This window comes from Rhodanobacter caeni, assembly GCF_039523575.1.
GTDB lineage: Bacteria > Pseudomonadota > Gammaproteobacteria > Xanthomonadales > Rhodanobacteraceae > Rhodanobacter > Rhodanobacter caeni.
In genome coordinates, this window is the sequence record NZ_BAAAFO010000004.1 from 584,283 (window position 1) to 597,517 (window position 13,235).

12 protein-coding genes are annotated in these 13,235 nt (G+C 65.5%); 10 read left to right on the forward strand and 2 right to left on the reverse strand.

Going from position 1 to position 13,235, the window contains the following annotated elements; translation table 11 throughout:
• Positions 1-45: 45 nt before the first annotated feature.
• A complete protein-coding gene (locus tag ABD017_RS15470; RefSeq protein WP_343883672.1) occupies positions 46-2,064 on the reverse strand; it encodes an oxidoreductase in 2,019 nt (672 codons plus the stop codon).
• 186 nt (positions 2,065-2,250) lie between these two features.
• Here ABD017_RS15470 and cmk point away from each other — a divergent pair, with 186 nt between their 5' ends.
• The 10 genes from cmk (at position 2,251) to ABD017_RS15520 (ending at position 12,255) form a co-directional block, all read left to right on the forward strand.
• Entirely contained in the window at positions 2,251-2,928 is a 678-nt protein-coding gene (gene cmk / locus ABD017_RS15475) for a (d)CMP kinase (RefSeq protein ID WP_343883673.1), read from the forward strand.
• 168 nt (positions 2,929-3,096) lie between these two features.
• Positions 3,097-4,770 (forward strand): 30S ribosomal protein S1, encoded by a 1,674-nt coding sequence (gene rpsA / locus ABD017_RS15480; protein ID WP_343883674.1) that lies wholly within the window; start codon positions 3,097-3,099, stop codon positions 4,768-4,770.
• A 77-nt stretch (positions 4,771-4,847) separates the two neighbouring features.
• The gene (locus ABD017_RS15485; RefSeq protein ID WP_343883675.1) at positions 4,848-5,147 is read left to right on the forward strand and encodes an integration host factor subunit beta; all 300 of its coding nucleotides are present in this window, start codon (positions 4,848-4,850) and stop codon (positions 5,145-5,147) included.
• A gap of 152 nt (positions 5,148-5,299) precedes the next feature.
• Positions 5,300-5,548 (forward strand): LapA family protein, encoded by a 249-nt coding sequence (locus ABD017_RS15490; RefSeq protein WP_343883676.1) that lies wholly within the window; start codon positions 5,300-5,302, stop codon positions 5,546-5,548.
• Positions 5,545-6,717, forward strand: a complete 1,173-nt coding sequence (lapB, locus tag ABD017_RS15495; protein WP_343883677.1) for a lipopolysaccharide assembly protein LapB — start codon at positions 5,545-5,547, stop codon at positions 6,715-6,717. Before ABD017_RS15490 ends, lapB begins: the two co-directional genes overlap by 4 nt.
• Before the next feature lie 178 nt (positions 6,718-6,895).
• Complete coding sequence (locus ABD017_RS15500; protein WP_343883678.1) at positions 6,896-7,756, forward strand: MraY family glycosyltransferase; 861 nt, start codon at positions 6,896-6,898, stop codon at positions 7,754-7,756.
• Positions 7,743-9,638, forward strand: coding sequence for a polysaccharide biosynthesis protein (locus ABD017_RS15505; RefSeq protein WP_343883679.1), 1,896 nt, complete (start codon positions 7,743-7,745; stop codon positions 9,636-9,638). The genes ABD017_RS15500 and ABD017_RS15505 overlap by 14 nt, the downstream gene beginning before the upstream one ends.
• Complete coding sequence (gene galU, locus ABD017_RS15510) at positions 9,639-10,514, forward strand: UTP--glucose-1-phosphate uridylyltransferase GalU (protein ID WP_343883680.1); 876 nt, start codon at positions 9,639-9,641, stop codon at positions 10,512-10,514. It begins immediately after the preceding gene.
• Positions 10,515-10,600: 86 nt separating this feature from the next.
• Entirely contained in the window at positions 10,601-11,890 is a 1,290-nt protein-coding gene (locus ABD017_RS15515) for an NAD(P)/FAD-dependent oxidoreductase (RefSeq protein WP_343883681.1), read from the forward strand.
• Positions 11,887-12,255: a tRNA-binding protein gene (locus ABD017_RS15520; protein WP_343883682.1), complete on the forward strand. Its 369-nt coding sequence runs from the start codon at positions 11,887-11,889 to the stop codon at positions 12,253-12,255. Before ABD017_RS15515 ends, ABD017_RS15520 begins: the two co-directional genes overlap by 4 nt.
• A 7-nt stretch (positions 12,256-12,262) precedes the next feature.
• On the opposite strand, the gene ABD017_RS15525 is transcribed toward ABD017_RS15520, so the two are convergent.
• On the reverse strand, positions 12,263-13,195 hold the full coding sequence (locus ABD017_RS15525; protein WP_343883683.1) for an MBL fold metallo-hydrolase: 933 nt from the start codon (positions 13,193-13,195) through the stop codon (positions 12,263-12,265).
• Positions 13,196-13,235: the final 40 nt, after the last annotated feature.

Consider the following 13,235-nt stretch of genomic DNA (forward strand, 5'->3'; position numbering starts at 1 on the left):
ACGCGTCGCACTTGCGGGGCGTTCTCGTTTCTGCGGTACGCCCGGTTACAGACGGCAACCCAGTTGCGTGCCTTGGGCGATCGCCCGTTTGGCGTCGAGCTCGGCCGCGACGTCCGCGCCTCCGATCACGTGCACCGTGACGCCCGCGGCCATGAGTTCGTCGGCAAGCACCCGGTTCGGTTCCTGCCCCGCGCAGACCACCACGTGGTCCACCGGCAGGACGCGCGGCTCGCCATTGACCGTGATGTGCAGGCCATCATCGTCGAAACGCTGGTAGGCCACGCGCCCAAGCATGGCGACGTGTTTGGCCTTCAGCGTGGCGCGATGCACCCAGCCGGTGGTCTTGTTGAGTCGTGCGCCAAGCCGCCCCGGGCTGCGCTGCAGCAACCACACTTGCCGTGCGGGGGCTTCGGGCTGCGGCTTCTGCAGGCCGGCGCGGTTTTCCAGACTCATGTCCACGCCCCATTCGCGGGCCCATCGCGCGGTGTCGGTGGTGGGCGAGGGCTGGTGTTCAACCAGGTACTCGGCCACGTCGAAACCGATGCCACCCGCGCCGATGATGGCCACCCTCGCGCCCACGGTGCGATGCCGCCCCAGCACGTCGAGGTAGCTCAGCACGCGGGGATCGTCGTGGCCGGGGAAATCCACCGCGCGCGGCGTCACGCCGGTGGCGACAACCACCTCGTCGTAGCCCGCGGCGCGCAGCGAGGCCGCAGTTGCCGTCGTGCCAAACTGCACGTCGACGCCGGTGTCGGCCAGTCGATGGCGGAAATAGCGCAAGGTCTCGTGAAATTCCTCCTTGCCCGGGATCTGCCTGGCGTAGTTGAACTGGCCGCCGATCTCGCTGGCCTGGTCGATCAGGGTCACCGCGTGGCCGCGTTCGCCCAGCGTGCTGGCGCAGGCCATGCCCGCGGGGCCGGCACCGACCACGGCAATGCGCTTGCGCGTCATCGCGCGCTCGATCCGGATTTCGGTTTCATGGCAGGCGCGCGGGTTGACCAGGCAGCTGGCGCGCTTGTTCTGGAATACATGGTCCAGGCAAGCCTGATTGCAGGCGATGCACGTATTGATGCGTTCGCTATGTCCGGCTTTCGCCTTGTTGGCCCAGGCCGGATCGGCCAGCAGCGGGCGCGCCATCGAGATCATGTCCGCGTCGCCGTCGGCGAGGATGCGCTCGGCCACCTCGGGCATGTTGATCCGGTTGGTGGCGACCAGCGGGATCGACACCTCGCCTTTCAGCCTGCGGGTAACCCAGGCGAACCCGGCGCGCGGCACGCTGGTGACGATGGTGGGTACGCGCGCCTCGTGCCAACCGATGCCGGTATTGATGATGCTGGCGCCCGCGGCTTCGATGGCCTTGGCCAGCGTCACGACGTCATCCCACGGCTGGCCGCCCTCGACCAGGTCGAGCATCGAGAGCCGGTAGATGATGATGAAATCGCGGCCCACCGCTTCGCGCGTGCGGCGCACGATCTCGATGGGCAGACGCATGCGCCGCGCGGCATCGCCGCCCCAGGCGTCATTGCGGCGATTGGTGCGTTCGGCGATGAACTGGTTGATCAGGTAGCCTTCCGAGCCCATCACCTCCACGCCGTCGTAGCCGGCCTCCCGCGCCAGCGTGGCGCAGCGGACGAAGTCGGCGATGGTGCGTTCCACGCCGCGCGACGACAGGGCGTGTGGCGTGAACGGCGTGATCGGTGATTTGATTTTTGATGGCGCCACCGACAGCGGGTGATAGCCGTAGCGGCCCGAATGCAATATCTGCAGGCAGATGCGGCCGCCTTCGGCGTGCACGGCGGTGGTGAGCTTGCGATGCCGTGGCGTGTGCCAGGGCAGGGTCAGGCGTCCGCCGAACGGCTTGAGCCAGCCAGCGATGCTGGGCGCGATGCCGCCCGTGACCATCAGGCCGACACCGCCGCGCGCCCGTTCCGCGAAATAGGCGGCCAGCTTGTCGTAATCGCGGGCCTTGTCCTCGAGCCCGGTGTGCATCGAACCCATCAGGATGCGGTTCGGCAAAACCACATGACCGAGATCCAGTGGGGCAAACAGGTTCGGGTAATTCATGGTGGCCCTGTGGGTCAAACGATCGTATGAATGTGCCTTCGTCCGGGCGACAATTGCAAGCGCCGCGGTGGCACGCGAGCCACGGTTGCCTGGGCCTGCTGGCCAACCACACGCGTCCGCCCGGCCGCTGCCATCATCGGCGAGGGGGTAAACTTCGCGATTCGACCGCCATGACCAGGAACCGCCATGCCCCATGCCTCATCCGCTCCCGTGCTGACCATCGACGGGCCATCCGGGTCGGGCAAGGGCACGATCAGCGCGCTGGTGGCGCAACGGTTGGGCTGGCATTTGCTGGATTCCGGCGCGCTGTATCGCGCGGTGGGCTATGCGGCGGGCGTGGAAGGTTTGGACCTGTCCGACGTGGAGGCGGTGACCCGGTGTGCGCAGACCACCCGGATCCAGTTCCGTGCGCAGAAGGGCGCCGAGACGCGGGTGATCGTCAACGGCCACGACGCCACCGACGAGCTGCGCACCGAGACGGCCGGCGCGGCGGCCTCGGCGATCGCGTCCGTGCCCTCGGTGCGCCAGGCGCTGGTTTCCCTGCAATTGGGCTTCCGCAAGGCGCCCGGGCTGGTGGCGGACGGGCGCGACATGGGCACGGTGATCTTCCCCGATGCCGCGTTCAAGGTTTTCCTCACCGCCAGCGCCGCCGAACGCGCGAAAAGACGTTATAAGCAGTTGAAGGAAAAGGGACTCGGCGTTACACTTTCCGGCCTTCAGCGCGAAATTGAGGCGCGTGACAGCCGCGATGCATCGCGCGCCGTCGCGCCGCTCAAGCCCGCCGCCGATGCAGTGCTGGTGGACACCACCGGCATGGGCATCGACGAGGTCGTCGCGAAAGTACTCGCCGTCGTGCAGCCTTAGACCGGTTGCGCGGCGGTTTTTGCGCCCCTGCCGCGGCAGGGGATTTTGGCCAACGGTGGCTTGCGATCGGTTCGAAAGGCCGTCGAAGACACCCTCAACCGGTGGACCGATGATACGTGGCCAACACAGACGCCACTGCCAACGGTCCTTTCCCACTATGGAATCAACATGACTGAAAGTTTTGCCGAACTGTTTGAACAGAGCCAGCAGGCTATCTCCAAGCTGAAGCCCGGCGCCATCGTCACCGGCATCGTTGTGGAAATCCGCAACGACGTCGTCGTGATCAACGCCGGCCTGAAGAGCGAAGGCATCGTCCCCATCGAACAGTTCAAGGACGAGCAGGGCGTGCTGGAGGTGCAGGTTGGCGACGAGGTGAAGGTAGCCCTCGAAGCCTTGGAAGACGGGTTCGGCGAAACCAAGCTGTCGCGCGAGAAGGCCAAGCGCTCGATGGTGTGGGACGACCTCGAGCAGGCGTTCGACAAGGAAGAGACCATCGTCGGCATGATCTCCGGCAAGGTCAAGGGCGGCTTCACCGTCGACATCAAGGACGTCCGCGCGTTCCTGCCGGGCTCGCTGGTCGACGTGCGCCCGGTGCGCGACCCGGTCTACCTCGAGGGCAAGGAACTCGAGTTCAAGATCATCAAGCTGGACCGCAAGCGCAACAACGTGGTGGTCAGCCGCCGCGCCGTCGTCGAGACCGAGTTCTCCGAGGAGCGCGAGAAGCTGCTTGAGCGCCTGACCGAAGGCGCGGTGGTCAAGGGCACGGTCAAGAACCTCACCGACTACGGCGCGTTCGTGGACCTGGGCGGCATCGACGGCCTCCTGCACATCACCGACATGGCGTGGAAGCGCGTGCGCCACCCGTCCGAAGTCGTCAACGTGGGCGACGAACTGGACGTGCGCGTGCTGAAGTACGACAAGGAGCGCAACCGCGTTTCGCTGGGCCTGAAGCAGCTGGGCGACGACCCGTGGGTCGCCATCGCCCGCCGCTATCCGGTCGGCAGCCGCCTGTTCGGCAAGGTCTCCAACGTCACCGATTACGGCTGCTTCGTCGAGATCGAGCCGGGCGTGGAAGGCCTGGTGCACGTGTCCGAGATGGACTGGACCAACAAGAACGTCAATCCGGCCAAGGTGGTGCAGGTGGGTGACGAAACCGAAGTCACCGTGCTGGACGTGGACGAGGAGCGTCGCCGCATCTCGCTGGGCATCAAGCAGACCCGCTCGAACCCGTGGGAAGCCTTCGCCGCCATGCACAAGAAGGGCGACAAGGTCTCCGGCCAGATCAAGTCGATCACCGACTTCGGCGTGTTCATCGGCCTGGAAGGCGGCATCGACGGCCTGGTGCACCTGTCGGACATCTCCTGGCAGGTGTCCGGCGAGGATCTCGTGCGCGACTTCAAGAAGGGCGAGGAGATCGAGGCGGTGGTGCTGGCGGTGGACCCGGAGCGCGAGCGCATCAGCCTGGGCATCAAGCAGATGGAGCAGGATCCGTTCGGCCAGTTCATGGCGGCTAATCCGCGCGGCAGCATCGTCAACGGCACCGTCAAGGAAGTCGACGCCAAGGGCGCCGTGATCGACCTGGGCGAGGGCGTGGAGGGTTACCTGCGCGCCAACGACATTGCCAAGGAGCGCATCGACGACGCCACCCAGCACCTGAAGGTGGGCGACAAGGTGGAGGCCAAGTTCACCGGCATGGATCGCAAGGGTCGCCAGCTGGCGCTCTCGATCCGCGCCAAGGACGAGGAAGACGCACCCGAGTCGGCCGTCGACTACGCCTCCGCCTCCACCGGCACGACCAAGCTTGGCGCCTTGCTCAAGGAGCAGTTCAACAAGGCTGATTGATCGGTAGCGACATTACCGAGTTGACGCGGGGCGGCATCACGCCGCCCCGCTGTTTCATGTCACGGACATTGGGGACCATGACCAAATCCGAATTGATCGAAGCGCTGGCCAGGCGCCAGACCCATCTTGCGTTTGCGGACGTGGAGATGGCCGTAAAGAGCGTGATCGAGCAGATGAGCCACGCGCTGGCCAACGGCGAACGTATCGAAGTACGCGGTTTTGGCAGCTTCGCGCTGCATTACCGTCCGCCGCGGATGGGCCGCAACCCCAAGACGGGCGAAGCGGTGGCGCTCCCCGGCAAGCATGTTCCGCACTTCAAGCCAGGCAAGGAATTGCGCGAACGCGTCAACCTGCAACTGGAAAGCGCGACGGCCTGAAGCACGATCCATGGGTTCATCGAGGCAGGCGACTGGTGTCGTTCCTGCCTTTCTTTTTGGTGGCCATCCGTCCGCCGCTGTTGCTGACCGGCCATGATCGTTGCACCGGGCCAGAGCTGTGCCGGTGTCGGCCAATCAGGTAAAGTCCCGCCATGCGACTGCTCGTATTGCTCCTGCTCATTGCCTTCCTCGCTGCCGGCGTCCTGCTGGGGGCGTTGAACGCCGATCTCGTCGCTTACGACCTGGGTTTTGCGCGCATCCAGTTGCCCAAGGGAGCCGGCTTGCTGGGGAGTCTGGTGATCGGTTGGCTGCTCGGCGGTCTTACCGCCTGGTTTGGCGTGAGCACCCGCCATCGTCGCCAACAACGCAAGGCAAACAAGAAGCCAGCGGCTGGCGCATGAGCTTCCTGTATCTGTTGGCCATGGCGGTGCCGGCGGCCTTCGCGCTGGGTTGGTGGACCTCCCGCCGCGCGGGCGTACGCCGATCGGGCGCACGGGTGAGCGAACTTTCATCCGATTATTTTCGTGGCCTGAATTACCTGCTCAACGAAGAGCAGGACAAGGCGATCGAAGTATTCCTCAAGCTCGCCGAATACAACCGCGATACGGTGGAAACCCACCTGGCGCTCGGCAACCTGTTTCGCCGCCGCGGCGAAGTGGACCGGGCCATTCGCCTGCACCAGCACCTGGTGTCGCGTCCGGGCCTGAACGACGCGATGAAGACCGTGGCCCTGCTGGAACTGGGCGAGGACTACATGCGGGCCGGGCTGCTCGACCGCGCCGAGGCGCTGTTTCGCGATCTCGTGGCGATGGACGCCCACGCACCTTCGGCGCTGCGTCATCTCATCGCGATCTACCAGCACGAGCGCGACTGGCACAAGGCCATCGAACACGCGCGCCGGCTGGAAACCATGACCGGCGAGGACGAGACGCCGATGATGGCGCAGTTCTATTGCGAGCTTGCCGAGCGCTCGCGCCAGCATGGCGCGCGCAGCGAGGCGCGCGATTACCTCGCCCAGGCCTTTGCCAGCCAGCCGCAGTGCGTGCGCGCCTACATGCTGACCGGTCGGCTGAATTCGGAAGAAGGCGCGCACGACGCAGCGGTGGTGGCCTACGAGGCGGCAGTCGATGCGGATGTCGCGTTCGTGCCGGATATCCTGCCGCCGCTGCTCGAGAGCTATCAGCGGTCCGGGCAGATGGGGCGCGCGGAGCAGTTTCTGCGCGGCCTGCTCGATCGCTATCACGGTGTCTCGCCCGTGCTGGCCCTGACGAACCTGTATCGACAGCGCGATGGTGATCGGCAGGCAGTGGAATTTCTCACCTCGCAATTGCGACAGCGGCCATCGGTACGCGGGCTGATGACCCTGATCGACGCCACCATGGACAAGATCGACGGTGAGGCGAGGGAGAATTTCCAGATACTGCGCGAACTGATGCGCAAGCTGCTGGAAGGGCAGGCCATGTATCGTTGCAGCCGTTGCGGTTTCGGCGCCAAGGCCCATCATTGGCAATGTCCCAGCTGCAAGAGCTGGAGCACCATCCGCCCCATTCACGGGGTTGCCAATGAATGAGCATGGATTTGTCGTGCCAGGGCTGGCAGCAGGATGGTTGGTGGCGTCATTCCTTTTGTCCTCGTTGCTCGTAGGTGCGGCCATCTACTACGCGCGCCGACGCGGCATGTTCGATCAGCCTGGCCGGCGTCGGTCACACCGTGTGCCGACGCCGCGCGGTGGCGGCATTGGCCCGGTCATGGCTGCGTTCATCTGCGCTTCCGGCGCGATGTTGACCTTGCCCCGGCCGGTATCCGCGGTGGTCGTCGCGGGCGTGGCGGTGGCACTGTTTCTGGTCGCCCTGGTCGGGTGGTGGGATGATCACCGGCCGCTGCCGGTGTGGCCCCGGCTGGGGGCGCAGGCGGCGGCTGTCGTTTTGTTTTCCTTCACGCTGTTCGCTACAGACTTGTCGTGGTATTGGTTCCCGTTATTGCTGCTGGCGGGTATGTGGAGCATCAACTTGCACAACTTCATGGATGGCATCGATGGCCTGCTGGCGCAGCAAATCGTTTTCGTGGCGGGGGCCCTGGGTTGCCTTGCCTGGTCCGTCGCCGAGCCGGCTCTGGCGATCGGGGCGGGTACGGTCATGACGGCCGGTATGGGTTTCTGGCTCTACAACCGGTCGCCTGCCCGCATTTTCATGGGTGACGTCGGTAGCGGCGGTGCGGGACTGCTCGTGTTTGCTTTTTCCGTCCTGCTGTGGCGGCTCCAACCGTCGCTGGCATGGGCGGCACTGGTGCTTTCCTCGGCGTTCGTGACCGATGCCAGCCTGACCCTGCTGACCCGGATGAAAGGCGGGCGCTCGTGGCACCGTGCCCACCGCGAACATCTCTATCAGTGGATGGTCCGCAGCGGCATGTCGCACGCCGGCGTCGACGCGCGCTATCTGGGCTGGAACCTTCTGATAGCGGCGCCTGCCGCCTGGTGGATCGCCGCCCACCCACGCAGTGCCATGCCGGTTGCCTTGGCGATCTATGCGATTGCGGCGTTGCTGTGGCTGGCCATGAAACGTCGCTGCCTGCAGCGCCCCTCCGCAGGAGGCCGCCATGTTGTTGCGTAAGGTGGCTGCCTTCATCCATCCCCGGGTCGCCGTGGTGCTGCACGACCTGGTGGCGACGGCACTGGCCTGGTGGATCAGCAAACTGCTGCGCTATGCCTTGAAGCCGGACGAGGTCGTCGGCTTCATGCTGTTCGAGTTTCCCATCGTGCTGCTGGTGCAGGGCCTCATCTTCCGTTGGACGGGCCTGTACAAGGGCGTGTGGCGTTTCGCCAGCCTGCCCGACCTGTGGAACATCGTGCGCGCGGTGCTCCTGGGGGCCGTGGCGATCGGGTTGTCGCTTTTCCTCTATTGCCGGCTGGAGGGTGTTCCGCGGTCGGTGTTGCTGCTGTACCCGATGGTGCTGGCCGGATTGCTGGGCCTGCCACGGCTCACTTACCGGTTCTGGAAGGACAGCCGGGACGACTCGCGTCGTGGCGTGTCCATCAAACGGGTGTTGATCGTCGGCGCCGACCGTGCCGGCGAGGTACTGTCACGCGACCTTCGCCGCGACAGCGGCTACGCGGTGGTGGGCTTCGTGGACGATCGCATGGCATTGCGCGGTGCCAGCATCAATGGCCACCCGGTGCTGGGTGACCTGGAGCAGTTGCCAGACGTGGCGCGGGAAGCGGCGGTGGACATGCTGCTGATCGCCATGCCCGAGGCCTCGACCAACGAGATGCGCCGCGTGGTCGCCTTGTGCGATGCCACCGATCTGCCCTATCGGACCGTGCCGCGTCTGGATGACGTCGTGGCCGGTCGCGCGCAGTTCAACGAGATCAAGGACGTGGCGATCGAGGATCTCCTGGGCCGCGACGCGGTGGAGCTGGATTGGACCGCGATCCGCCAAACGCTGACCACGCGCCGCGTACTGGTCACCGGCGGTGGCGGTTCGATCGGTTCCGAACTCTGCCGGCAGGTGGCGAGGCTGGGAGCGCAATCGCTGGTCGTCGTCGACCAGAGCGAATACAACCTGTACCGCATCACCCAGGAACTGCGTGCCGACTTTCCCGAGCTCATTCTCGACGGCGTCCTGGCGGATTGCGGCGATCGCGCCGCCATGCAGAAGATGTTCGCGGAGGCGCAACCCCAGGTCGTATTCCACGCGGCGGCCTACAAGCACGTGCCGATGCTGCAGACGCAACTGCGTTCGGCCTATCGCAACAACGTGCTCGGCACGCGCACGGTGGCGGACCTGGCCAGCGAGATGGGCGTCGAATGCTTCGTGCTGATCTCCACTGACAAGGCGGTCAACCCGACCAGTGTCATGGGGGCCTGCAAGCGCGTGGCCGAGATCTATTGCCAGAACCTTGATGCCCACAGTTCGACGCGCTACATGACCGTGCGGTTTGGCAACGTGCTGGATTCGGCCGGGTCCGTGGTACCGCTGTTCCGCCGCCAGATCCGCAGCGGCGGCCCGGTGACGGTGACGCACCCGGAGATATCGCGCTACTTCATGACCATTCCCGAAGCGTGCCAGCTGATCCTGCAGGCGGCGAGCCTTGGCGAGGGTGGGGAGATTTTCGCGCTGGACATGGGCGAACCGGTACGTATCCGCGATCTCGCCGAACAGATGATCAGGCTGGCCGGCAAAAAGCCCGGCAGCGAGATTCCCATCGTCTACACGGGTCTGCGCGCCGGCGAGAAACTGTTCGAGGAATTGTTCCACCCGCTGGAGAATTACAGCGCCACCGCGCATGCCAAGATTTTCCTGGCGCAGCACCGCGAGGTGTCGTGGGAGCTGCTGCAGGCACTGTTGAACAAATCCGTCGACGCGGTAGCGGACTTCAGGGAGGAGGATCTGCGGCGTTGCGTTTCCAGCCTGCTGCCTTCGTTCCGCTGGAGCGAAGTGGCGCAGCCTGACAACGTGGTATCCATCCGTCGCAATGAATCAGGAGAAAAATAAGTGAGCAAGCCTCTGCGCAAAGTGGTCTTTCCCGTGGCGGGGCTTGGTACGCGCTTTCTCCCGGCCACCAAGGTGGTGGCGAAGGAGATGCTGCCGGTACTCGACAAGCCGCTGATCCAGTACGCGGTGGACGAGGCGGTTGATGCCGGCGCCGACACGCTTATCTTCGTGACCAACCGCTACAAGCATGCCATCGCCGACTACTTCGACAAGGCGTACGAGCTGGAAGCGAAGCTTCAGGCCAAGGGCAAGGAGGATTTGCTGGCGCTGGTGCAGGGCACGTTGCCGAAGCATGTCCGCGCCATCTTCGTCACCCAGCCGGAAGCCTTCGGTCTCGGGCACGCGGTGCTCTGCGCCAAGCCGGTGGTAGGCGACGAACCTTTCGGCATCGTCCTGCCCGACGACCTGATCTGGAACGGTACGGGCAAGGGCGCCCTGCGCCAGATGGCCGAGCTGGGCGATGAGCAACAGGCGGGGGTGATCGCGGTGGAAGAGGTGCCACGCGACGAAACCGACAAGTACGGCATCGTCGCGGCAACCGCGATCGACGATCGCAGCGCGCGCATCAACCACATGGTGGAGAAGCCCAAGCCTGCCGACGCGCCATCGAATCTCGCCGTGGTGGGACGGTACGTGTTGCCGAGCCGGATTTTCCAGTTGCTGGAGCAGACCGTGCCCGGCGCCGGCGGCGAGATCCAGCTGACCGACGCCATCGATGCGCTGTTGAAAGAGCAGGGCAAGGTATTGGCCTACCGCTTCGAGGGCACCCGTTTCGACTGCGGCAACAAGGCTGGTCTGGTGCGCGCCACCATGGCCATGGCGATGCAGGACCCCACGCTGCAGCCCACGGTACGCTCGTTCCTCGCCAACCTCTGATTGCTGCCGCCGCGGAGCAGTGCAGCCGGCTGCATCCTGCCCTCCGGCACTCGTCCGAGCGCGGGTGCGGGTTGTAGGGTGATGCCATGTCCCCGGGTTTGCCTTCTTCCTACTACCGCGCCACCGCCACGCCATATGCGGCGTATCCGCCGTTGCAGGGCACGCACGAGGCGAAGGTGGTCGTCGTGGGTGGCGGTTACGCGGGGCTGAATACCGTCCTGGGCCTGGCCGAGCGTGGCATGCGCGACGTGATGCTGCTGGAGCGCGAACAGGTCGGCTTTGGTGCCTCGGGGCGCAACGGCGGTTTTGTTTTTGCCGGCTATTCGCTGGACGAGCAGAGCCTGCTCGACCAGGCAGGCGCGTCCCGGGCCCGGAGCATGTTTGCGCTGACCACGGCGGCCGTGCAGCGCATCCGCCAACGTATCGCGCAATACGACATTGCCTGCGACGTGGTGGACGAGGGCGTGATCTGGGCCAACTGGTTCCGCGACAGCGCCATCCTGCACCGGCGCCAACAATTGCTGGCCAACCATTACGGCGTGCAGTGGGAGGCGTTGTCGCCGACGCAGTTGCGCCACTTGGTCGACAGCACGCGCTACCACGGTGGACTGTACGAGCCCGATGCCTTGCATCTGCATCCGCTCAACTACGCGACAGGGCTGGCGCGCGCGGCGGCGAGCCGTGGCGTCGGCGTGCACGAGAACAGCGGTGTGCTGCAGATGCGCCGCGAGGGTGCGCGCTGGCGCGTCGATACCGCGCATGGCAGCGTGCTTGCCGACCAGCTGGTACTGGCTTGCGGCGGTTACCTGGCCGGGCTCGAATCATCGATCGATCGCGCGATCCTGCCGATTGCCACCTACGTCATGGTGACCGAGCCGCTGGGCGAGCGGATGCAAGCCTGCCTGCGGACCCGGGCGGCGGTGTACGACACCCGGTTTGCCTTCGATTACTATCGCCCGCTGCCCGATACGCGCCTGCTGTGGGGTGGCCGCATTTCCATTCGCGAACGTTCCGCACGCGCCGTGGAACAACTGCTCACCGCCGACATGCTGCGGGTCTTTCCCCAGCTGGGGAACGTGCGTATCGATTACGCGTGGTCGGGGCTGATGAGTTACGCAACACACCAGATGCCCCAGATCGGCGGCAATGCGGAAGGGCTGTGGTGGGCGCAGGCGTTCGGCGGTCACGGCCTGGCACCGACCTGCGCCGCCGGCGAACTGCTTGCCGCTGCCATCGCGCACGGGGACGAGGGCTGGAAACAGTTCGGCGACTACGGACTGCGCAGCACGCATCGACCCTGGGGCTATCTGGGGGCGCAGGCACGCTACTGGTGGCAGCAAGGCCGCGATTGGCTGAAGAGTGAGCTGGAACGATGAACGACGACAAGCAGCAGATCATGCGTGACCCCGGCACCGAAATAAGCTGGGCGGATTTCGAAAAGGTTGTCATTGCCGCGGGCACGGTCACGCGGGTGGAGGCGTTTCCGGAAGCGCGCAAGCCGGCGTGGAAGGTCTGGGTGGATTTCGGCCCGTACGGCGAGCGCAAGACCAGCGCGCAAATCGTCGCGCTCTATGGCCCCGCGGATCTCGTCGGCAGGCAAATCGTGGGCGTCATCAATTTCCCGGAAAAGCAGATCGGGCCGTTCCGTTCCCAGTTCCTGCTTACCGGCTTTTCGACGGAGCAAGGCGTGGTGATCACCACGCTGGAAAGGCCGGTACCCAATGGCACCCGGATGACATGAGCGGCGTTTAGTGCCGCGCCTGCCGATCCAGCCACACCAACAACCCCTGGGCGTTGAGCTCGATGTCCGTGCCAAGCAAATCGCGCAGCATGGCGCGGTTGCCGCTCCAGCCATGCGCGGCGGCGTGTTCGGCGTAGAGCTCGGTGAGCGCTTCCATCAGGCGCGCTTGCCGGTCGGGCTGCGCGCCGGCCGCCCGGGCCAGCGCCACCATCGCATCGATCCGCCGGTGGAGATCGTCGGCGAGCTTTTCCACCTGGTCCACCGCGCCAAAGTGGGTGAGGTAGATCGCCTCCGGCTGCAGCGCGACCAGGCGTCGCAGCGATGCATGCAGCGCGTCGGGGTCGAACTGCACCGGCGACGTGGTGGGAATGACGAACGGCCCTTTGGCGGTATCGAATTCGCGGTAGCTGAGGCCGAACGTATCGCCGCTGAAGCAACGCCTGGAGCGCGCGTCGTGGATGCACAGGTGGTGCTTCGCATGGCCGGGCGTATCGAGGCAGCGCAGCGGTCGCCCGGCCAGGTCGATCACATGATTGTCCGGCGCTTCGACCACGCGTTCGGGCGGAACCGGCTGCAATCGACCGTAGGTGCGCTCCATCACTTCCTCGCCATACACTGCGCTGGCACCGGCCCAGAGCTGCGCGGGATCGATCATGTGCCGCGCGCCGCGCGGATGAACCGCCAGGCGTGCGCGCGGCAGTTGCGCCATCAGGGCGCCGGCGCCGCCGGCGTGGTCCAGGTGGACGTGGGTGAGGATCAGCCAGTCCACCTCATCCACCGCGAGGTCCGCCTGGCGCAGCGCGTCGAGCATGCGCGGCACGGCGAAGTTCGTGCCGCAATCGACAAACGCGCCACGTCCGTTCTCCACGATCAGGTAGGCGGCATCGAAGCGGGGGCGAACGAAACCGGTATCGATGGTATGGATGCCGTGCATTGTCATGATGCCTCCTGATGCCGATCGGGGCAGGGTAGCAAGTTGC